The 20,037-nt window shown below is 72.3% G+C and carries 19 protein-coding genes; 7 read left to right on the top strand and 12 right to left on the bottom strand.

The window, feature by feature from the left end:
* Positions 1 to 2: 2 nt before the first annotated feature.
* Positions 3 to 1,604 (bottom strand): ABC transporter substrate-binding protein, encoded by a 1,602-nt coding sequence (locus tag IE290_RS23715; protein ID WP_191246872.1) that lies wholly within the window; start codon positions 1,602 to 1,604, stop codon positions 3 to 5.
* A 156-nt stretch (positions 1,605 to 1,760) separates the two neighbouring features.
* Here IE290_RS23715 and IE290_RS23710 point away from each other — a divergent pair, with 156 nt between their 5' ends.
* Positions 1,761 to 2,477, top strand: coding sequence for a FadR/GntR family transcriptional regulator (locus IE290_RS23710; RefSeq protein WP_191246871.1), 717 nt, complete (start codon positions 1,761 to 1,763; stop codon positions 2,475 to 2,477).
* Positions 2,478 to 3,069: 592 nt separating this feature from the next.
* On the opposite strand, the gene IE290_RS23705 is transcribed toward IE290_RS23710, so the two are convergent.
* The 3 genes from IE290_RS23705 to IE290_RS23695 are packed head-to-tail and all read right to left on the bottom strand — an operon-like array spanning position 3,070 to position 5,503.
* The gene (locus IE290_RS23705) at positions 3,070 to 4,518 is read right to left on the bottom strand and encodes a multicopper oxidase family protein (protein ID WP_191246870.1); all 1,449 of its coding nucleotides are present in this window, start codon (positions 4,516 to 4,518) and stop codon (positions 3,070 to 3,072) included.
* Entirely contained in the window at positions 4,515 to 4,928 is a 414-nt protein-coding gene (locus IE290_RS23700; protein ID WP_191246869.1) for a hypothetical protein, read from the bottom strand. The genes IE290_RS23705 and IE290_RS23700 overlap by 4 nt, the downstream gene beginning before the upstream one ends.
* Positions 4,925 to 5,503, bottom strand: coding sequence for a hypothetical protein (locus tag IE290_RS23695; RefSeq protein WP_191246868.1), 579 nt, complete (start codon positions 5,501 to 5,503; stop codon positions 4,925 to 4,927). The genes IE290_RS23700 and IE290_RS23695 overlap by 4 nt, the downstream gene beginning before the upstream one ends.
* Before the next feature lie 135 nt (positions 5,504 to 5,638).
* On the opposite strand from IE290_RS23695, the gene IE290_RS23690 reads away from it, so the two are divergent.
* Positions 5,639 to 7,681, top strand: coding sequence for a sensor histidine kinase (locus tag IE290_RS23690; RefSeq protein ID WP_191246867.1), 2,043 nt, complete (start codon positions 5,639 to 5,641; stop codon positions 7,679 to 7,681).
* Entirely contained in the window at positions 7,674 to 8,345 is a 672-nt protein-coding gene (locus tag IE290_RS23685; protein ID WP_191246866.1) for a response regulator transcription factor, read from the top strand. Before IE290_RS23690 ends, IE290_RS23685 begins: the two co-directional genes overlap by 8 nt.
* A gap of 14 nt (positions 8,346 to 8,359) precedes the next feature.
* Here the strand turns inward: IE290_RS23685 and IE290_RS23680 are convergent, their stop codons facing one another.
* Positions 8,360 to 8,974 carry an RICIN domain-containing protein gene (locus IE290_RS23680; RefSeq protein WP_191246865.1) on the bottom strand — a complete coding sequence of 205 codons (615 nt, stop codon included), beginning with the start codon at positions 8,972 to 8,974 and terminating at the stop codon, positions 8,360 to 8,362.
* 187 nt (positions 8,975 to 9,161) lie between these two features.
* Between IE290_RS23680 and IE290_RS23675 the strand changes: the two genes are divergently transcribed.
* Complete coding sequence (locus tag IE290_RS23675) at positions 9,162 to 10,109, top strand: ArsR/SmtB family transcription factor (protein WP_191246864.1); 948 nt, start codon at positions 9,162 to 9,164, stop codon at positions 10,107 to 10,109.
* 55 nt (positions 10,110 to 10,164) lie between these two features.
* Here IE290_RS23675 and IE290_RS23670 read toward each other — a convergent pair whose 3' ends face one another.
* The 6 genes from IE290_RS23670 to IE290_RS23645 all read right to left on the bottom strand — a co-directional run bounded on the left by IE290_RS23670 (position 10,165) and on the right by IE290_RS23645 (position 16,096).
* Positions 10,165 to 11,763, bottom strand: a complete 1,599-nt coding sequence (locus tag IE290_RS23670; protein WP_191246863.1) for a monocarboxylic acid transporter — start codon at positions 11,761 to 11,763, stop codon at positions 10,165 to 10,167.
* Entirely contained in the window at positions 11,760 to 12,095 is a 336-nt protein-coding gene (locus tag IE290_RS23665; RefSeq protein WP_094004135.1) for a DUF485 domain-containing protein, read from the bottom strand. The genes IE290_RS23670 and IE290_RS23665 overlap by 4 nt, the downstream gene beginning before the upstream one ends.
* A 77-nt stretch (positions 12,096 to 12,172) precedes the next feature.
* Positions 12,173 to 13,912 carry a sodium/solute symporter gene (locus tag IE290_RS23660; protein WP_191246862.1) on the bottom strand — a complete coding sequence of 580 codons (1,740 nt, stop codon included), beginning with the start codon at positions 13,910 to 13,912 and terminating at the stop codon, positions 12,173 to 12,175.
* Positions 13,912 to 14,256 (bottom strand): hypothetical protein, encoded by a 345-nt coding sequence (locus tag IE290_RS23655; RefSeq protein ID WP_191246861.1) that lies wholly within the window; start codon positions 14,254 to 14,256, stop codon positions 13,912 to 13,914. Before IE290_RS23655 ends, IE290_RS23660 begins: the two co-directional genes overlap by 1 nt.
* On the bottom strand, positions 14,256 to 15,020 hold the full coding sequence (locus IE290_RS23650; protein WP_191246860.1) for a LytR/AlgR family response regulator transcription factor: 765 nt from the start codon (positions 15,018 to 15,020) through the stop codon (positions 14,256 to 14,258). The genes IE290_RS23655 and IE290_RS23650 overlap by 1 nt, the downstream gene beginning before the upstream one ends.
* A complete protein-coding gene (locus IE290_RS23645; protein ID WP_373300501.1) occupies positions 15,017 to 16,096 on the bottom strand; it encodes a sensor histidine kinase in 1,080 nt (359 codons plus the stop codon). The genes IE290_RS23650 and IE290_RS23645 overlap by 4 nt, the downstream gene beginning before the upstream one ends.
* A gap of 150 nt (positions 16,097 to 16,246) precedes the next feature.
* On the opposite strand from IE290_RS23645, the gene IE290_RS23640 reads away from it, so the two are divergent.
* From IE290_RS23640 to IE290_RS23630, 3 genes are all read left to right on the top strand, one after another.
* Complete coding sequence (locus IE290_RS23640; RefSeq protein WP_191246859.1) at positions 16,247 to 17,299, top strand: hypothetical protein; 1,053 nt, start codon at positions 16,247 to 16,249, stop codon at positions 17,297 to 17,299.
* Positions 17,280 to 17,780: a TetR family transcriptional regulator gene (locus IE290_RS23635; RefSeq protein WP_191246858.1), complete on the top strand. Its 501-nt coding sequence runs from the start codon at positions 17,280 to 17,282 to the stop codon at positions 17,778 to 17,780. The genes IE290_RS23640 and IE290_RS23635 overlap by 20 nt, the downstream gene beginning before the upstream one ends.
* Positions 17,781 to 17,999: 219 nt before the next feature.
* Entirely contained in the window at positions 18,000 to 18,866 is an 867-nt protein-coding gene (locus IE290_RS23630) for an SAM-dependent methyltransferase (protein ID WP_191246857.1), read from the top strand.
* 4 nt (positions 18,867 to 18,870) lie between these two features.
* Here the strand turns inward: IE290_RS23630 and IE290_RS23625 are convergent, their stop codons facing one another.
* Positions 18,871 to 19,923, bottom strand: a complete 1,053-nt coding sequence (locus tag IE290_RS23625) for a hypothetical protein (protein ID WP_191246856.1) — start codon at positions 19,921 to 19,923, stop codon at positions 18,871 to 18,873.
* Positions 19,924 to 20,037 lie beyond the last annotated feature (114 nt).

The raw sequence follows: 20,037 nt of genomic DNA, 5'->3' as shown, positions 1-20,037 counted from the left end.
CCTCAGACCGGCTTGGCCTGGTTGAGGTAGATGCCCGGGTAGCCCTGCGCCCGCACCCCGGTGATCTTCTGCGCGTTCCACGCGGTGCCGAGCTGGGTGAACACCACGGGGTAGATGACCGCCTGGTCGGAGATCATGTCGAGCAGCTGCTTGGTGAGCTGCCCGCGGCGGGTCTCGTCGCTCTCCGCGGCGGCCTGGTTCTGCAGGTCCAGCAGGACCTGCGACTCCGGGCCGGTCCAGCGGGCGTAGGTGGTCATCAGCACCGACGTCTTGTCGTAGTAGTAGCGCGTGAGCAGATCCGGGTCGTTGCCGAACTGCAGCGGGTTGTTCGTGGTGGCGACGACCTCGAAGTCCTTGCCGCTGTCCAGTTTCGAGAACAGCGCCTTGGTGTCCTGCGAGTCCAGCGTGGTGGTCACGCCGATCGCGTCCCAGCCCTCCTTGATGACCTTGACGCAGTCGGTGACCAGCGAGGTGTTCGAGGTGGACAGGGTGATCGCCAGGTTGGTGACGCCGGCCTGCTGCAGCAGCTGCCTGGCCTTGTCCGGGTTGTAGGCGAAGTCGTTGGCCGCGGGCTGCGAGGCGGGCAGCTTCGGGTTGATGAACGACGTCGCCGCGGTTCCCGCGCCCTGCAGGCCGATCTGGATCATCTTCTGCTTGTCGATGGCGTAGTGCAGGGCCTGCCGGACGAGCTTGCTGTCGAACGGCGCGTGGGCGGTGTTGAACATCAGGAACAGGTTGTTGCCGCCGTCGGCGAACTCGACCGTGCGGCCGGACTTGCGCAGCTGGTCGGCGTTGGCGGGCGGGATGTTGTCCACGATCTGCGCCTCCGGGTTGGCCCCGGAGATCGCCGCGACGCGCGGCGCGGCGTCCACGATCGACTTCCACAGCATCGAGGCGTAGGCCGCCGGGCGCGGGCCGTTGTACTCGGCGAACTTCTCGAACCGGGTGTAGGACAGCGGGGCCTGCTCGACGACCTTGTACGGGCCGGAGCCGACGACCTTGCCGCCCGCGGCGTCCTTCCACTTGCCCTCGAAGACGTGCTTGGGGCAGATCTTGGCGGTCTGGATGCGCTTGAGGGCGTACGGGAACGGGTGCTTGAGCACGAACTCCACGGAGTTCTCGCCGGTCTTGCGCACCTCGGCCAGCCAGTCCGCGAAGAAGCTGTGGACCAGCACCTTTTCCTTGGGGTCCAGCACGCGGGCGTAGGTGAAGACGACGTCGTCGGCGGTCACCGGGGTGCCGTCGTGCCACTTCGCGCCGTCGCGCAGCTCGAACTTCAGGCTTGTGCCGGTGAGGTCCGTCGGCAGCGCCTTGGCCAGGCCGGGGAACGGGTCGCGGGTGATCGGGTCGCCCTCGACCAGCGACTCGTAGCAGTGCAGGTTGGCGGCCATCGAGAAGGCCGACGCGGTCTGCAGCGGGTCCCAGGTCTGGTTGTTGCCGTAGCCGATGACGGCGGTGAGGGTGCCGGTGGAGCTGCCGGTGCTGTTGGTGGATGCCGGTCCGCCGCAGGCCCCCAGGGTGACCGAGAAGGCCGCGGCCGTGCCGGCCAGCCCGGTGTACCGCAGGAAATCGCGGCGGTTGAGACCGGACACGCTGTGCGACATGACGTCTCCTGACTTGTGCGTCGTTGATCAGGCCGGAGGAAGTAGGACGTAGGACGTCCATCGACCGGGTGACTGTAAACAGCGGCGCGACCCGTGGTCAAGGGGTCTGACGTAGGATGTCCGGAAATTCGGCGGTCAGCAGGCGGGGAGTTGGACGTGGCACGCCCTCAGCTCGGCGACGAGATCAGCAAACGGATCATCGACCTGATCATCGAGCGGGACCTCCCGCCCGGCTCGCCCATGCCCACCGAACTGGACCTGATGGCCGACATCGGGGTGAGCCGCAATTCCATCCGGGAGGCGATCCGGGCGCTGCGGGCGCTCGGGATCGTCGAGGTGCGGCACGGCTACGGCACGTTCGTCGGGTCGGCCGGGTCGGAGGCGCTGCGGACGTGGCTGCTGTTCCGCACCCGCACGCCCGGGGCCGGCACGACCGGCCGGCTGCGGGACCTGCTCGAGGTGCGGGAGATGCTGGAGACCGAGCTGACCCGACGGGTGGCCCGGCGGCACCGGCCGGAGCTGATCTCCCTGCTGCGCGAGTGCGTGCGGCGGATGCGGAGCAAGGGGCCGGACAGTGCGGCGGCGGATCGCGAGTTCCACGACCTGATCTGCGCGGAGGCGGGTTTCGACCTGGCGCGCGAGCTGACGCGCTTGTTCTGGGACGTGTACCGGGCGGCGGAGGCCGAGCTGGGCGGCCCGGCCGGTTCGGCGGTCTCGACGGCGAAGCGCCACCAGGCGATCGTCGATGCGTTGGTGGCGGGGGATGCCGATGCCGCTGAGGAGGCGGTGCACCGGCATTTCGACGAGGTGCGGAAGCGCGCGAAGGCTGGGAAGTACGGGGGGTTCGGGGCGGCGGCGCCGGTTGAGTCTTGAGGCGCTACGCGGGTTTCTGCGCTGCGCGCGGCTGAAAGCGCCGGCTTCGCTTCGCTACGCCCGGATTTGCCCCTCCCGAACCCGATCTTTCAGTGTTCGGTTGCCGAGAAGTCGCGTCAAGGCTGGAAAGAGTACCTTGACCCGACTGCTCGGCAACCGATTTGGCTGGGGATCGGGTTGCGGGAGAGGGGTGGCTCGTGGGGTGGTTGTTTTCCGTTGCCGGCTTGCGTTCCGGCGCTGCGCAGCGCGAATACCGCGTAGCGCCACCACGGTAACAACCATATCCGAAGCGGCGATCTTCGTTTCATGCCGGACGACGAGCCGGGCGATCTCCGCTGGTGCCTGCGGGGTCGCCTACACCGGCGTCGCCTGGTGGGCGGTCGCTCAGGCCGCCCTGCGATTCAGGACGGCGGGCGTGGTGCTGGTGGCGGCCGCGGTGATCCTGGGCGCGGGGGTGGTTACGTGGGCGTTCTGGGCGTGGGAAATAGCTGGGCCGTCCTGGCGGTCAGCACGGATCCGGCCTGTCTCGCCGAGGATCCGCCCGGGTGGCCGTGGTTCCTGTGGATCCCGCGCTGAAACCGGTCAGTCCCGGTCATCGGGTCGTGAAGGTGGCCATCATCGCCATGTCCTCGTGCTCCAGGTTGTGGCAGTGCAGCACGTACCGGCCCGCGTAGCCGGTGAAGCGGACGGCCAGGTCGAGGTACTCGTGGGGCCGCAGGTCCACCGTGTCCTTCCACCCGGCGTCCGCGGGTGACGGCGGGCCACCACGGCGGGCGAGCACCTGGAACGGGCTCAGGTGGACGTGGACCGGGTGGTGGGCGTCGCTGACCAGCCGCCACACCTCGGTCCGGCCGAGGACCGGATCGGCGTCGGAGCCGTCCGGGTCGAACCGGTCGCCGTTGACCATCCACATGCGGTGGTCGCCGTGGTGCTCCAGCGCGAACCGCCACTCGCGCGTCCGCGCCGCCCGGGCGGGGTCGAGGCGCTCGATCCGGCTCAGCACCGGCGGCACCGCGCTGTCCTCGGCGGCCCGCCGGGTCACCCGGAACCGCATCACGTCGGAGGTCGTGCGGTCGCCGATGAGGTTCCGCAACGTCACCTCGGTGCCCGGGGCGAAGGCGCTGAAGTCGGCCACGACGTCGAACCGCTCGCCGGGCGCCACGGGCAGTTCGGCGTGCGTGACCGGGGTTTCCAGCAGGCCGCCGTCGGACCCGATCTGCACCAGGGGTGCGCCCGGCCGCAGGGCGAGCAGGTAGCGGCGGGCGTTGGAGGCGTTGAGGATCCGGAACCGGTACCGCACCGCGGCGACCTCCAGCACCGGCCACGGCGCGCCGTTGACGAGGACGACGTCCCCGAGCACGCCCTCCATGAAGTCCTCCGCCACGCCCGGCACGCGCAGGGCCGGATCCAGCGACGGGTAGGCGAAGGAGCCGTCCTCGGCGAACGCGCGGTCGGTGATCACCAGCGGGATCTCGCGGTCGCCACGCGGGAGCGGGAGCGCGTCCTCCTCGTCGTCGCGGACCAGGTGCAGCCCGAGCAGGCCGCGGTAGACCTGCGGGCCGGTGAAGTCCATGCGGTGGTCGTGGTACCAGAGCGTGGCCGCCCGCTGGGTGCCCGGGTAGACGTGGTCGCGGGCGCCGTGGGCCGCCTCGGTGGGGAAGCCGTCGTGCTCGGGCGGGGTGTGGCCGCCGTGCAGGTGCACCACGGTGGGCACCGGCAACTGGTTGTCGTGCGTGACGACCTGCGGCCGGCCGCTGCGGCTGACCACCGTCGGCCCGGGGAACCGCCCGTCGTAGGCGAACACCGGGGTGCGCAGGCCGGGCAGGATCTCGATGCCGGTCAACCGCTGGGTGATCCGGACGTGGTCGCCGGTCACCTCCGGCGGGACCGGCAGGGGCACCGTGAACGGCTCGGGCAGCCGCGCGGTGCTGCGCAGGAGCTCCGCGGTCTGGTTCGGTGTGGCGAGCAGCGGCCCGAACCCGGCCGCGGCGAGCCCGGCCAGTCCGGCCGCGCCGAGGAAACCGCGCCGGGTCACCCTCATCGCGACCGCCTCCGCGCCGCGGCGTCCCGGAACAGCCACACGGTGAGCAGGATCTGCACGGCCACCACGGACACCCCGAGCGGGATGTGGACCGCCACGTCGCCCGCATACCCGAACCCGCTCTGGACCTGCTCGACGAGCGCGATCCCGGCCGACGCGGCCAGCGGCCAGAACCGGCCGTGCCCGGCCCAGACGTACACCACCGCGACGACCACCTGGATCACGCCGAACCCGCTGACGACCATCGAGTTCAGCTCGTGCAGGTCGAGCGCGTCGATCTCCCCGGCCAGGAACTCGCCGGCGAGCACGGGCTGCGCCAGCACGGCCACCGCGTGCAGCGCGGTGACCACCCGCAGCGCCGCGAGCGTCCGGCGCGGTCCGGCGACCCGCGCCTGCGCCGTCGCGGTCATCGCCGGCTCCCGCGCGCCAGCAGCAGCGACCAGACCGGCAGGCCGAGCCAGCCGATCGCGCCGAGGACCAGCCCGAGACCGCCGACGGCGTACTGCGCGGGCGACTCGGACGGCAGCCCGAGCGCGCCCCACACCAGCAGCGCCCCGGCGACGTACCCTGCGCCGACCACCGTGCCGCAGCGCCGCACCGTCCGCGGCAGCCGGCGGCTGACCAGCAGCACCCAGGCGAACACGAACCCGAAGCAGCCGCTCACCCACCACACCTGCGTCTCGAACTCCAGCACCTCCGCCAGCAGCAGCGACTGCAGCACGACGACACCGGTCATCGCGGTCAGGCCGACGACGGCCGCCCGGGTGCCCAGGGCGATCGCGACCGGCACCAGCGCCGCGAACTGGAGCGCCACGAGCACGTCGTTCACCGGCCCCGTCCAGGCCAGCGGCCCCGGCACGTCCCGCCACGCCTCCCCGGAGGCGAAGAACAGGATCAGCAACACGTTGGCGGCGGCCCCCACCACCCCGGCGGTCAGGGCGAACCCGCTCGCGTCCCGTCGTGTCCTGGTCATGGTCCCGGTCATCTCGGTCACCTCGCTCCTCGTGCAGGTCCCCGGACCGTAGGAGCGCGCGGGACGCGCCGGAACGGGGCGGACCGCGGGGGTGGGGCGCGGTCTTCCACCATGGACTCCCGGTGCCCGGCGGCCGACAATGCTGGGATGGTCCAGGGGTCCGCGGCCCTGAGGTGGACGGGCATCGTGCTCGGCGCCGCCGGGCTGGCCGCGGCCATCGGGCGGGCGCTGATCGCCGCGGAATCCGGCGGGAAGCTCGGCGCGCTGGGCTGGCCCGCGTTCGGCGTCGCGCCGCTGTTCGTGGTCGCGGTGTGGCTGGTGCGCCGCAGACCCGATCACCCGCAGGCCCGGCGGCTGCTCCTGGTGGGCAGCGCATTGGCGGTCAACGTCGGCATCGAGGGGCCGATCCGCTCCGCCTACTACCGCGGCGGGGCGGGCGACTGGTTCTGGCTCGCCAACGTGGTCTGGCAGTACACCGGCCTGCTCGCGATGATCGGCGCGGCCCTGCTGATGGCGTCCTTTCCGGACGGTGTGGTCGAGCACCGCTGGCAGCGGGTCGTGCTGCGGGTGCTGTGGGCGCACCTGCTGTTGCCTCCGTTGCTGTTGCTGGCCCGGCCGACCCTCGTCGTGGACGGCTACCTGCTCGACAACGCCCCGGTGATCCCGAGCCCGTTCGCCGTGCCGTGGCTGTCCTGGCTGGCCGGCCCGCTCACCGCCGTCATGCTGGGCTACTACGGTTTCGTCGCGGTGTGCCTGCTGTTCGTCCGGTTCGCGCGGGCCGGACGCGCGCAGCGGGCACGTATGCGGCTGCTCGTCGTCGTGTCCGCGCTGCTGGTGGTGGTCTACCCCGCGCAGCTGGCTCTCGCCGGCCGGTACGGCGATCCGGAACCGTGGTGGGTGCGGCTGATCGAGGCGGCCGGGGTGGTCCTGCTCGCGATGCTCCCGGTGGCCATCGTCATCGGCGTGGTGCGGCACCGGCTGTTCGACATCGAGGTGGCGCTGCACCGCTCGATGGTGTTCGCCGTGCTGTCGGCGGGGATCGCCGCCGTCTACTTCGGACTGGCCGCGGCCCCCGGGCTCGCGCTCGGCGACCGGCTGCCGGTGGACCTGGCGGTCGTGCTGACGATCGCCGTGGCCGCCGCGATCCAGCCGGTGCGCCGCCGTCTCGAGGCGCTGGCCGGCCGCCTGGTGTTCGGCGAACGCGTCAACCGCTACCAGCTGGTGACCGACTTCGGGGTCGCGCTGGAGAACACGCTCGACCTCGGCGAGTTGCTGCCGCGGCTGGCCGGGACGGTGTGCCGCGGCCTGTCCGCGCCCTGGGTGCGGGTGTCGGTGCCCGGATCGGCAGCCACCGCCGGCGAGCCGCACGGGCCACCCGCGCTGCGGGTGCCGCTGGAGCGCGGCGGCGAGGTGATCGGGCACATCGAGTGCGGGCCGCGCGAGGGCGGCTACGACGAGGCGGACCGGGACCTGCTCGCCACGCTGGCCCGGCAGGCCGCACCGGCGATCGCCAACGTCGGGCTCACCGCGCGCCTGGCCGAGCAGGTCGCCGAGCTGGGCCGGTCACGGGCGCGCCTGGTCGCCGCGGAGGACGGCGAGCGGCGCCGGATCGAGCGCGACATCCACGACGGCGCGCAGCAGCAGGTGGTCGCGTTGATCATGAAGCTGCGGCTGGCGCGCAACCAGGTCGGCCGGGGCGAGCGCGAGCCCGCCGACGTACTGGACGAGCTGCAGCGCGACGCGCGGGACCTGCTCACCGACCTGCGGGAGCTGGCGCACGGCATCCACCCGCCGGTGCTGAGCGACCAGGGGCTGGTCGCGGCGGTCGAGGCGCGGGCGGACCGGCTGCCACTGGAGGTGGTCGTGCGGGCCGGTGACGCGCTGCGCGGGCAGCGGCTGGGGCCGGAGGTCGAGGGCGCGGCGTACTTCGTGATCTGCGAGGCGCTGACGAACGTGGTCAAGCACGCCGCGGCGCGGAGCGCGGACATCGACCTGGCGCGGCACGACGGCACGCTGGTCGTGCGGGTGCACGACGACGGGGTCGGGCTGGTGGCGGGGGAGAGCGGCCACGGGCTGACGAACCTGCGCGACCGGGTCGAGGCGATCGGCGGCCGGCTGCGGGTGGACAGCGCGACCGGTGCGGGCACCACGGTGTGCGCGGAGCTGCCGGTGGGTGCCGGTCATGGCTGAGCGGCTGCGGATCGTGCTCGCGGAGGACAACTACCTCGTCCGCGAGGGCACCCGGCGCCTGCTGGAGGATTCCGGGGAGGTCGAGGTCCTGGCCGCGGTCGGCAACGCCGACGAGCTGCGGGACGCGGTGCGGCGGCTGCGGCCGGACGCGGTGCTCACCGACATCCGGATGCCGCCCGGGCACCACATGGAGGGGATCGAGGCGGCGCACGCCATCCAGGCCGAGCACCCCGGGACCGGGGTGGCGGTGCTGTCCCAGCACACCGATGAGAGCTACGCGTTCGCCCTGCTGCGCGACGGGACCGCGGGACTGGCCTACCTGCTGAAGGACCGGCTCGGCGATCTGGAGGACCTGATCCGGGCGCTGCGGGCGGTGGCCCGCGGCGGGTCGGTCATCGATCCGCAGGTGGTCGACGCGCTGGTCGCCCGGCGGACGCGCACGGTCACCTCACCGCTGACCGCGCTCACGCCGCGTGAGCTCGACGTGCTGCGGGAGATGGCGCAGGGCAAGACGAACGCCGGTATCGAGGCCAGCCTCCACCTGTCGGCGTCCACCCTGGAAAAGCACGTGAACTCGATCTTCGGCAAGCTCGGGCTCGCCGAGGAGCCGGTGCACCGCCGCGTCGCCGCGGTGCTCACGTTCCTGCGCGAGCACCGCGACTAGCGGGTGTCACCGGGTCAGAACCACCACTGGTTCTTCGCGCCCGCCACGTACTGCCACAGCTGCACGACGGTGCCGTTGCGGCCGCTGGTGTTCAGGTCCGCGTCCAGGTACCGGCCGCTGTGCACGTTCTGCAACCGCAGGTAGCCCTCGGGGATCTTGCTCACCGCGAACCACTGGTTCTTCGCGCCCGCCACGTAGTCCCACAGCTGCACGACCGTGCCGTTGCGGTTGATCGTGTTCAGGTCGGCGTCCAGGTACCGGCCGCTGTAGGCGTTCTGCAGCCGGTAGTAGCCCTCGGGGATCTGCCGGATGTACCAGCCCTGCTGGGCCGCGTACTCGTCGCAGGCCCACAGCTGCACCTTGGTGCCGTTGCGGTTGATGGTGTTGAGGTCGGCGTCGAGGCAGCGCGTCGGGTCCGAGGCGGGCCCGAGCAGGTAGGCCTGCTCGTCGGCCATCGTGGTGATGCCGCCCTTGACCTGGTTCGGGTGCGCCGGGCGCAGCACCAGCCCGTCCAGGGACGTGACCGGCTCGCCGTTCTGCTGGGCGGCACCGGCGCTGGGCGCGACGAACAGCGAGAGCAGGCCGGCCAGCAGCGCCGCGGCCGCGAACGGCCGCTTGAGTCTTTTCATGAATTCCCCATTCCGTGACGGGGCGCGGGAATCCTCCGGCCGCACCCCGGGACTGGATCTTCCCCACGGGGGCGCTCCGGCGTCGACAACATTTCCTGGCCGCTCAACAACGCTGTTCAACGGTGTAACGGTCCGGCATCGCGAACGATCTCCCCAGTGCTGCCCCTCGACGCGGAAAGGATCGCCGGTGCGCCTGGAGCTGAAGTCGCGCGATCTGACCCGCGTGGGGCTATGCGACGTGGCCGATCCGTGCTGGGAGCTGGCGAGCAGCGTGCGGCTGCTGCGGGACGACGAGGTGGCGTTCGGCTGGTGGCGGCGGCGCGTCCGCGGCCGGCTGCCGGAGTCGTTCCCGGTGCTGCGGTGGCTCTACGGCTCGGGGGAGGTGCCGGAGTTCCTGCTGCCCGCGGGCGGTGACCTGGCGTCCGGGCTCGCCGCGGTGCTGGAGACGCCGCCGGACCGGGTGCGGACCGCGCTGGCCGGGTTGCCGGAGCCGCGTGATCTGCCGCCGTGGGCCGCGGCGCTGCGGCAAGGCGAGGACGCCGCCCTGTCGCGGCTGGTGCAGGCGCTGCGGGAGTACTTCATGATCGCGCTGGCGCCGCACTGGGACAGCGTGCGCGCCCGCGTCGAGGTGGACCGGCAGGCGCGGATCCAGGCGCTGGCCACCGGCGGGGTGGACGGCCTGCTGGCCACGCTGCGCCCGATGCTGCGCTGGGAGCCGCCGTACTTGGTGACCGGCGTGGCGGGCCCGGGCACGCCACGCCGGAGCGCCGGGGTGCTGCTTGTGCCCACCTACTTCACGGCGCAGCCGTGGATCGTCCCCGGCTCGGCCGGCCCGGTGCGCCTGGGATACCCCGCCTTGGCGGAGGACCCGCGCATCCGCCGCGCCCCGCACGCCACCCCGCGCGCCCTCGCCGCGCTGCTGGGCCCCACCCGCGCGGCGGCGATGACCCTGGCGGCCGCGGGGTGCAGCACCTCGGACCTGGCGGCACGGCTGGGAGTCACCCCGTCCGCGGCGAGCAAGCACATGTCGGTGCTGCGCGCGGCGGGCCTGATCGCCAGTCACCGCAACCGCAACACGGTGCGGCACTCGCTGACCCCGCTGGGCATCGCGCTGGTGGACGGCGCCTCGGCGTGAACGAGCCCCCGGCACCAGGGCAGGGGTGCCGGGGGCTCGGGCGAGGCGCCGGTCGCTAGTGCGCCGTCGCCTTCTCGGCACCGGCGCCGGTCAGCGAGCGGACCTCCATCTCCGCGTGCTTGCGCTCGTCGTGCTCCTTCGACAGCAGCGTGCCGACGATGCCGAGCAGGAACGACGCCGGGATCGACACCAGGCCCGGGTTCTGCAGCGGGAACCAGTCGAAGTCCGCGTGCGGCAGCATCGACTTCGGCGTCCCGGACACGGCCGGCGAGAACACGATCAGCGTGATCGTGATCGCCAGGCCGCCGTAGATGCTCCACAGGGCGCCCGAGGTGTTGAACCGCTTCCAGAACAGCGAGTACAGGATCGTCGGCAGGTTCGCCGACGCCGCCACCGCGAACGCCAGCGCGACCAGGAACGCGACGTTCTGGTTCTTCGCCAGGATGCCGCCGACGATCGCGACCGCGCCGATCACCACCGCGGTGATCCGGGCGACCCGCACCTCACCGTTGCGGGTGTCCACCTTGCCCTTCTTGATCACGTTGGCGTAGATGTCGTGCGCGAACGACGCCGACGCGGTGATCGTCAGGCCGGCCACCACGGCGAGGATCGTCGCGAACGCGACCGCGGCGATGAACCCGAGCAGCACCGGGCCGCCCAGCTCCAGCGCCAGCAGCGGGGCCGCCGCGTTCTCCGACCCCGGCGCCTTCTTGATCGCGTCCGCGCCGACCAGTGCGTTCGCGCCGTAGCCCAGCACCAGTGTGAACAGGTAGAACAGGCCGATCAACGCGATCGCCCACACCACCGAGCGGCGGGCTTCCTTCGCGGTGGGCACGGTGTAGAACCGCATCAGGACGTGCGGCAGCCCGGCGGTACCCAGCACCAGCGCCAGGCCCAGCGACAGGAAGTCTATTTTGGACGTTCCGGTGGCGCCGTATCGCGCACCCGGGTCGAGGATCTTCTCCCCGGACCGGTCCACCGCGCCCTGCAGCAGCGCGGACAGGTCGAAGCCGTGCTTGCCCAGCACCCACACGGTCATCAGCGCGGCGCCCGCGATCAGCAGGACCGCCTTGATGATCTGCACCCAGGTGGTGCCCTTCATGCCACCGACGAGCACGTAGATGATCATCACGACGCCGACGACGGCGATGACCACCGACTGGCCGAGCCCACTGGACACGCCGAGCAGCAGCGAAACGAGGATCCCGGCGCCGGCCATCTGCGCCAGCAGGTAGAAGAAGCTCACCGCGAGCGTGGACGTCGCCGCCGCCGCGCGCACCGGCCGCTGCCGCATCCGGAACGCCAGCACGTCGCCCATGGTGAACTTGCCGGTGTTGCGCAGCAGCTCGGCGACCAGCAGCAGCGCGACCAGCCACGCCACCAGGAACCCGATCGAGTACAGGAACCCGTCGTAGCCGTAGACGGCGATGGCGCCGGCGATGCCGAGGAACGACGCGGCCGACAGGTAGTCACCGGCGATCGCGATGCCGTTCTGCGGACCGGTGAACGCGCGACCGGCCGCGTAGTAGTCCGACGCGGTCTTGGTGTTCCGGCTCGCGCGCAGCACGATCACCAGGGTGATGACCACGAACAGGGCGAAGATGCTGATGTTGAGCGCGGGGCTGCTGCCCGCGACTCCCGCGGCGAGGGTCATCGCGCGCCTCCCTCGACTTCGTCACGGATGCGGTCGGCGATTGGGTCCAGCTTCCGGTTGGCGAAGCGGACGTAGAGACCGGTGATCAGGAACGTGGACACGAACTGCAGCAGTCCCAGCAGCAGCCCGACGTTGAAGTTGCCGACCAGCTTGATCGACATGAACCCGTGCGCGTAGTCGGCGAGCAGGACGTAGAGCAGGTACCAGCCCAGGAACAACGCGGTCATCGGGAAGACGAAGCCCCGCAGCCTTCGGCGCAACTGCGCGAATTCGGGGCTGGAGTGGACGCGCGTCCACTCCTCGTGGCCGAGATCGTGCTCGGTGGCCGCCACTGGAGACCTCCTTGTCGTGTGGTGGCGGACACGTTAGGAGGTCACGACGTGCGGTGCCGCGCCGTGACGACCAACCGTCAGCGGGCGCGACGAACGGTCGACAAGCGGTAGCGGAAACCGGTCGAACGGCGGCGCGGCCCGGCCTGGTGCGGCGGGTTCTCGTCCAGGTGCAGCCGCAACATGGCGGTGATCGCCCAGGCCGGCGGCCGTCCGCGCAGGGACACCACCACCATGGTGCCGAAAGCCAGCGGAACCGACCAGGGCGCGGGCTGGGCGAGCAGGATGGCGAGCACGCCGTGCACCTCGGCCCCGGCCATGGTCGCGAGGATCGCGCCGGAGGAGGCGAGCAACCCGGTGAGCACCCCGGCGATCGCGCCGCGCGCGGTCAGCCGCGACCACCAGATCCCGAGGACGAGCAGCGGGCAGAACGTCGACGCGGCGACGGTGAACCCCCACGTGACGAGCACCCCCGCGTCCAGGTGCACCGCGAACAGGGCGAGCAGCACCACCGCGGCCGCGGCGGCGACCACGGTGCCGCGCAGACGGGCCAGTCCGCCCGGCGCGAGGTCGTGCGCGATCGCGCCGGACACCGCGATCAGCAGGCCGAGCGAGGTGGCGAGGAACGCGGCGAACGCGCCCGCGGTGAGCAGCCCGGTGAACAGCGTGCCCGCCCAGCCGGTGTCCACCTGCAGTGGCAGCGCGACGACCGCGGTGTCGGTGGCGCCGGACAGGTACAGGTGCGGCACCAGGACCCGGCCGAGCACGCCGTAGACGCCGGGGAAGACGTAGAAGGCGGACAGCAGCGCCACGGTCAGGGCGGCGGTGCGGCGGGCGGCGCGGCCGTCCGGGCTGGTGTGGAAGCGCATGATCACGTGCGGCAGGCCCATGGTGCCCAGCACGATCGCGACCAGCACGGCGAGCGTGCCGAGCAGCGGGTGGCCTTCGTTGTTCAGGTTCAGCAGTGGCCGTTCCCAGCCCGGCGCGCCGGGCGCGGCGACGCCCTGGACCTGGGGGACCGGTTGCCCGGCGCGGAAGACGAGTTCCTCCCCGGCGGCGAAGGTGTGCGGGCCCGGGGCGAGCGTGACCGGGGTGCCGTCGGGTTGCCTGGCCTGGATGGGCTGGGCGGCCTCCAGGGTGACGTCGACGCGGAAGACCACGCGGGTGTCCTGGCGCAGCTGGGTGAACTCGGCGGGGTGCAGGGCCTCGTCGCGGACGGCGGCGCCGGCGGTGATCGCCAGCCACAGCGCGGGGACGGCGAACAGCACGACCTTCAGCACGAACTGGAAGGCCTGCACGTAGGTCGCGGCGCGCATCCCGCCGAGCGCGAGCGTGGTGGCGACCGCGGCTCCGGCGAGGACGACGCCGACCCAGTAGGGCGTGCCGCTGACCACGCTCAGCACCAGGCCGGAGGTGCGGAACTGGGGGACGAGGTAGAGCGCGCCGATGACGAGCACGACGACGGCGGCGAGCCGGCGCAGCGCGGGTGAGGCGAGGCGGGCCTCGGCGAAGTCGGGCACGGTGAGCGCGCCGGAGCGGCGCATGGGCGCGGCGACGAGGACGAGCATGGCGATGTACCCGGCGGTGAAGCCGACCGGGTACCAGAGCGCGCCGACGCCGTCCTTGACGACGAGCCCGGCGACGCCGAGGAATGAGGCCGCGGACAGGTACTCGCCCGATACGGCGGCCGAGTTGAGCAGCGGGGTGACCCGCCGGGAGGCGACGAGGAAGTCCGACGTGGTGCGCATCGCGGCGACCCCGCGCAGCCCGATGAGCAGCGTGACGAGGACGACCGGGGCGACCGCGAACAGACCGGTCATCAGCGCCGCTCGGCCCGTTCCGCGCGGCGCAGGTGCCAGTGCCCGAGCGCGATGAGCAGCGGGTACGGCCCGACCGCCAGGACCAGCCAGGAGACCGGCACCCCGGCCAGGCGGGTCCGGTCGAGCGCGGGCCAGAGGGCGAACAGAACGGGCAGCCCGGCGAGGATCGCGAAGAGCAGCAGGAGGGCGGCCACGGCGCGGCGGCGTTGCAGGCGGTAGTTCCGCAGGGCGCGCTCGGCGTCGGCGGCTTCCAGGCGCGGCAGCCGCCAGCGCCCCCGCTGCCGGCGGCGCGCATGGGCGAGCCGGGTCTGCGGACTCATCACGGCGACGCGACGGTTGGGCATCAACGCCCCCGCTGGTTCAGCTCGCTGCGCTGGGCCGCGCGCAACAGGCGTTCCCGCAGCTCACGGGCATGCCGGCGGCTCACCGGGACGTCCCCGGCCGCGGTGTGCGCCAGCAGGCCGCCCACCGAATCGCTGCGCAGCTCGCGCACCGCGTCCAGCGCGACCAGGAACCCGCGGTGCACCCGCACGAACCCGCTGCCCTCCCAGTACTCGGCGAGCCGCGAGATCGGCATCCGCACCTCGTGCACCCCACCGCGCGTGTGCAGCTTGACGTAGTCGCCGTGCGCCTCGACGAACAGCACCTCGCTGCGCCGCACGTACCGCGTCCGCCCGCGAGACTCCACCGGCAGCGCGGCGAGCGCGTCGGCCAGCTCGGGGGACCGCGGCGCGCCCGCGGGCAGCATCCGCAGCACCTTGCCCAGCGCGGCCGACAACCGTTCCGCGCGCACGGGTTTCAGCAGGTAGTCCACCGCGCCGATGCCGTAGGCGGTCACCGCGTGCCCGTCGTGCGCGGTGACGAACACGATCACCGGCGGTTCGCTCAGCTTCGCCAGCAGCCCGGCCAGTTCGAGACCGTCCAGGCCGGGCATCGAGATGTCCAGGAACACCGCGTCGAACCGCTCGCTCTGGATCATCCGCAGCGCGGTCAGCGCGTCACCGGCGCCGGTCACCTCCGCCACCTCGGGGGCTTCCCGCAGCAGCTGGCAGATGTCCTCGAGCGCGGGCGGCACGTCGTCCACCGCGAGCACGCGCAGCCCGCTCACGGCAGGATCACCCCGGGCTGGAACATCGGCACCCGCACCACGACCCGGGTGCCCGCGCCCGGCGCGGTCTCCACCACCAGGCCGTACCACGGGCCGTACACGCTGCGCAGGCGCCGGTCGACGTTGGCCAGCCCGACGCGCTCGCCGTCGCCGGAGAGCACCGCTTCGGCGTCCGCGGGCGGCATGCCGACGCCGTCGTCCTCCACGCTGATCACGCAGTCGTTCCCTTCCGCCTCGCCGCGCACCGAGACCGTGCCGGGCTTGCCGAGCGGCTCGATCCCGTGCCGGATCGCATTCTCGACCAGCGGCTGCAGCACCAGGTAGGGCACCGGCACAGCGAGCACGTCCGGCGCAACGCGGATCTGCACGCGCAACCGGTCGCCGAGGACGGCGCGCTGCAGGGCGAGGTAGGTCTCGATGGCGTGGAACTCGTCCGCGAGCGCGGTGTACTCGCCGTGCTTGGCGAGACTGTGCCGGATGTAGTCGGCGAAGTCGAGCATCAGCTCGCGGGAGCGGTCCGGGTCGGAGCGCACCAGGGATGCGATGACGGTGAGCGCGTTGTAGACGAAGTGCGGGGAGATCTCCGCGCGCAGGGCCCGCAGCTCCGATTGGGCGGCCCGCTCGGCGGAGGCCTCCAGCCTGCCCCGTTCGAGCGCGGCGGACACGAGTTTCGCGACCTCCTGCACGGCTCTGCGCGGGGCGTCGCCTTCGACGACGAGCACGCCGGCGAGCTCGTCGTCGACGTCGAGGGGCACCGCCCGCAGCGGCGCCTTCCCGCCGGGGGTCTCACTGTGCAGGACGGCGGAGACGAGTTCGCGGGCGGCGTCCTCGTCGGCCGGGTGGCCGGCCCAGGTGATGGCGCCGGAGAGGTCGGCCAGGCCGGCCGCGGGCACGCCGAGCAGGGAGCGGACGCCCTTGGCCGCCGCCCGGGTGCCCGGCGCGGTCAGCCCGTCGGCGAGGTGCCCGCCGATCCGCCGAGCGGCGGCGAGCACGTCGGCGGCGTCCGGAACACGCCGGGCATGCCACAGCGCACGCACACCCGCCGTCTCCTCCTCGGCGACCACCAGTCCTCCCATCGACCAGATGAGTGCCGGTCGATCCTACGGGTCGAACGTGCCCCGCGCGGGGGTTGGCGGGGGCGGCGGTCCTGGTATACAAAGAGGTGAGCCCGTCCCCGCGATCATGGGGTGTGGCAGCCGTGAACCCTCGCCGAACGGGATCCTGCTGTGACATCGGGCTTCGTCCACTCCCTGCGCGACCTCGCCGCGCTCGAGATCAGCCACGTCCGCCGCTACTCCTGGTGGACGACGCCGTCCCTGCTGGACGACCGCGTCGAGCTGTGGACCTCCTCCGCGGCCCTGGCGTTCGGGGACGAGGTGGGCCACGTGGAGCTGGCCGTGGTGGATCTGGCGGAGCGCACGCTCGAGCAGATCGACCTCGCGTTGTTCGACGGGCTCGCCGACGGCGTGCGCGGGTTCCTCGCCGAGCACGTGGACCTCGCGACAGGCAGGTTGACCGCTGCCATGGACGCACTGGTCACCGCGGGTCCGGCGCGCGCGGTGGTGGTGCGGGACGTGTGGGTGGAGCGCGACTGGGGGGAGCTCGGGCCCGCTGTCCTCACGAGCGTGCTGTGGGACCTGCGCCGGGTCGCCCGGTTCGCGCTCGTCGGCCCGGAGCAGCTGGGGCGCGTGCGTTGGTGGCCCGGGCAGCGGGAGCACGCCGGTCTGCGGTCGTGGGCCGGTCTGCACGTGGCCGACCTGCAGGACCAGCGGCTGCTCCGGCCGACGCGGGAGGTGCTGCGCCATTACGAGGGGGCCGGGGTCTGCGGCGCCGTCACGACCCTGCCGGAGGAGGCGTTGCGCGAGCTGGCCGCGGTGCCCGGCGGGCGGCTCGTGCCGAGGCTGGACGCCGAGTGCGTCCTCGAACCCGGTCACGGCGGCGCCGACCCGCGGCACTGCGCACGCGTGCAGATCGCCGGCGACGAGCACCACTGGGTGCTGTGGGACGAGTGCGGCCGGGACCTGGTGGTCCGGCCGCAGTGCCTGATCCCGCCGCCGCGGCGGGGCGGGCCCGCGTTGCTGCGGGCGGTTCTCGACCCGGACGCCGAGCATCCGCCGCTCTGCGCGTTCCCCGCCGGGCACAGTGGGCGGCACCAGTTCGAGTTCGGCCAGGGCCGGCCCCGCCCGCGCATCGACTTCCACACCCGCGGGGGCGCGGAGATCGAGGTCCGGTACAGCGAGAGCGGCATCGAGGTCCGGGATGTCGACGCCCATCCGTGAGCGCGCGCCGATCACGCCTGCCGTGGTCGTCACGGCCGCACTGGACCTGACTCGGCGGCGGGGCCTGTCCGGTTGGACACTGCGCGATTTGGCCACCGCGGTCGGCGCGCGCACCAACGTGATCCGCTACCACGTCGGCAACCGGGCGGACGTGGAGGCGGCCGTCGTGGCGGAGGTGTGCGCCGCCATCCGACTGCCCGAGCGCGGCTCGTGGACGGACTGGATCCGTGTGCTTGCCGCCCGGATGCGCGAGGTGTTCGACCGGTATCCGGGTGCCGGACGGGCGGTGGCCGCCGGAACCGGTCCCGCCGCCCCGCTGCTGGAGGCTGTGGTGGCGGAGCTGGAACGGGCCGGCTTCGGCGCGGAGAGCGAGCTGGCCGCGCTTGCGGTAATGGTGGAGATCTGCCTGTCCCGCGGGCCCGGGCTGGAGCTCCTGATCACCGGGCTGACAGCACGGCTGACCGAACTGCGACGGAGGTGAGCGCCGGTGACCGCGCGAATCACCGAGGTTCCGGCCCGCGGCACCGGACCGGTCACCAGAAGCGGTCCCGCGTGGAGGTGGCGGGGGAAGCTGATCCTGTCCCGTCTGTTCGGGCGTCAGCCGGTCCCGGTGCGGTTCACTCCGCCCGGATGAGCGGCAGGACGTACTTTGAGCGGGAGATGTTGATGTTCCACCACGAATGGCGGAATCGGGGGAGCCATGGCGAGTGATTCGGGCGGCGGGTCGACCGGGATCGTCTACGGTCCTCGCCACACCACGGACCGCGCCACCTGCGGTGGTGTCTACGACGTCCAGTTGGGCGGTAGCGGCGTCACCGAGCACGACCGGGAAGCGGCTCGCCGCATGCTCGCGGAATTTCCGCCGGAGCATCGCGACGTGCCGGAGAACGTGGCCCGGTTCAACCGTCAGTTCCTCGTCCGGTCCGTGCGGTACGCGCTGAACGCGGGTGTCCGCCAGTTCCTCGAGCTGGGCTGCGGATTCCCCCGGTGGGGCAACGTGCACGAGGTCGCGCAGCCCGGCCAGCCCGACGCCCGGGTCGTCTACGTCGACTACGAGCACGCGCCGGTGCAGGAATACCGGCGGTTGCTGGCGGGGAACGCGAAGACCGCGGTGGTGCACGCCGACCTCCGGGAACCCGAGATGATCTTCGACGACAGCGCGGTGCGCGCCCAGTTGGATTTCAGCGAGCCGGTTTGGCTGGGCATGCTCTGCGTCCTGTCGTTCGCGCAACTCCGCGACGGTGAGGACCTTTACGACGTGGTGGGGCAGTACACCGACCGGTTGGCGCCCGGGAGCTGTTTCGCGCTGTCCCTTGGCTGCGGTGAAGATCTTCCCGCGGAAGCTCTCGCACCGTTCATCGCGCTTTCGCAGGTGTACGAACAGGATCTCGGCACCCCGTTCGTGTTGCGCAACGTGTCGCAGGTCGAGCGGTTCTTCGACGGGATGACGCTGGTCACCCCAATCACGTACCTCCCGGACTGCCTGCCCGAGCCGGGAAGCCACGTCAGTCACGCCGACTGGGCCAAGCGCACGATGCGCGGTGCGGTGGCCATAGTGGACAACTAGGCCATCACGCCGGTTCGGTGATCCGGCACACGACGTAACGAACCTCGTCGCCCCGCGTGGGCGCGTCGCCGACGGCCAGGAACTCGAATTCGCGCCACACCTCCGCGGACAACGTGGCGAGGCGCAGCCGTTGCGGACCCACCGGGTGTTCCGGTGCTGCTCCGGCTTCCCCCAAGAGTTTGGTCAGGGCGGGCACGTCGAACGGGTGCACCAGTTTGCGCACGTGGTGGTCGGTCGGCACCGCGAGGTTCAACCCGTCGAAGAGCGAGTTCGCGGTGTCCAGCTCTTCCAGCATCCGGTCGACGACGATCAGCGGGTCCCGGGACGCTTCGAGAAAGGCCTGGGCCAGTGGGCGAGGCGTCGGAGAAGTCGCGTTCTCCCGCGCCCCGACGTCGATGGTGGCGATGCCGTGGAACCACCCCGGCATGCCGGCGGCGGCCCGTCCGGCGAGGCGAAGTGCGACCGGTTGGCCGGTCACCCGGTGCTGGGTCTTGAAGCTGCAGAGGTGCAGGCCGCCACTGTTGTCGTGGAGGAGCCGGTCCCGGAACTCCTGAACGGCGGGCCGCCACGAGTCCATCACCAGGTTGTGCAGGAAGTAGGTGCCGTCCCACCAGCGGCCGTGCGGAAATCGCCGGCGAACCGCGGGCTCCTCCGGCGCGCCCGGCTGGCGTTCCTCGTCCGGTGGGGCCAAGCCGTACAGCTCGAACAGTTCGTCGGTCCAGGCGATCGTGTTCTGGTGATCGGCTCCCGCTTCGGTGATCCGCCACTCCCAACTGCCCACGAGCGGGGGCGGCACCGTTGCCCAGTCCGTGGCGGCGTCGAGGTAGCACCCCATCGCCGCGACCACCGTTCCAGTGACGGGGGAGGTGATCGGCAGGACGCGGACTTTCCACTCGCGGCCCGCGTAGGTCACCCGGTCCGCTTCGACCCGGTTCCCCTCGCGCACGGCCTGCTCCAGCCGGTACCTGAGCAGGTGCTGGGCCAGGCGATGGTCGAGCGCGTTCCGCGGCGCGACTCCGTGGTAGCTCGCCTGGCCCACCGCCAGGAGGAGTCCCACCTTGCGCCCGCGGTGCCTGTCGCGCCGAGGATCGTCGGGCCGGGTGTCGACCAGTACCCAGTTTCCTTCCGCGGTCCCCGGCTGTCGCCGAGCGGCGTTCACGTTCTTCACCGA

The sequence above is a fragment of the Amycolatopsis deserti genome (genome assembly GCF_014653945.1).
Classification (GTDB): Bacteria; Actinomycetota; Actinomycetes; order Mycobacteriales; family Pseudonocardiaceae; genus Amycolatopsis_E; species Amycolatopsis_E deserti.
This window is presented reverse-complemented; position numbering and strand designations above follow the sequence as displayed.

What these genes read in the sequence shown, in the direction of transcription:
- IE290_RS23715 (WP_191246872.1), bottom strand. Translation starts at nt 1,604, where the DNA reads ATGTCGCACAGCGTGTCCGGTCTCAACCGCCGCGATTTCCTGCGGTAC.
- IE290_RS23705 (WP_191246870.1), bottom strand. Translation starts at nt 4,518, where the DNA reads ATGAGGGTGACCCGGCGCGGTTTCCTCGGCGCGGCCGGACTGGCCGGG.
- IE290_RS23700 (WP_191246869.1), bottom strand. Translation starts at nt 4,928, where the DNA reads ATGACCGCGACGGCGCAGGCGCGGGTCGCCGGACCGCGCCGGACGCTC.
- IE290_RS23695 (WP_191246868.1), bottom strand. Translation starts at nt 5,503, where the DNA reads ATGACCGGGACCATGACCAGGACACGACGGGACGCGAGCGGGTTCGCC.
- IE290_RS23690 (WP_191246867.1), top strand. Translation starts at nt 5,639, where the DNA reads ATGGTCCAGGGGTCCGCGGCCCTGAGGTGGACGGGCATCGTGCTCGGC.
- IE290_RS23685 (WP_191246866.1), top strand. Translation starts at nt 7,674, where the DNA reads ATGGCTGAGCGGCTGCGGATCGTGCTCGCGGAGGACAACTACCTCGTC.
- IE290_RS23680 (WP_191246865.1), bottom strand. Translation starts at nt 8,974, where the DNA reads ATGAAAAGACTCAAGCGGCCGTTCGCGGCCGCGGCGCTGCTGGCCGGC.
- IE290_RS23670 (WP_191246863.1), bottom strand. Translation starts at nt 11,763, where the DNA reads ATGACCCTCGCCGCGGGAGTCGCGGGCAGCAGCCCCGCGCTCAACATC.
- IE290_RS23660 (WP_191246862.1), bottom strand. Translation starts at nt 13,912, where the DNA reads ATGACCGGTCTGTTCGCGGTCGCCCCGGTCGTCCTCGTCACGCTGCTC.
- IE290_RS23655 (WP_191246861.1), bottom strand. Translation starts at nt 14,256, where the DNA reads ATGCCCAACCGTCGCGTCGCCGTGATGAGTCCGCAGACCCGGCTCGCC.
- IE290_RS23645 (WP_373300501.1), bottom strand. Translation starts at nt 16,096, where the DNA reads ATGGGAGGACTGGTGGTCGCCGAGGAGGAGACGGCGGGTGTGCGTGCG.
- IE290_RS23635 (WP_191246858.1), top strand. Translation starts at nt 17,280, where the DNA reads ATGTCGACGCCCATCCGTGAGCGCGCGCCGATCACGCCTGCCGTGGTC.
- IE290_RS23630 (WP_191246857.1), top strand. Translation starts at nt 18,000, where the DNA reads ATGGCGAGTGATTCGGGCGGCGGGTCGACCGGGATCGTCTACGGTCCT.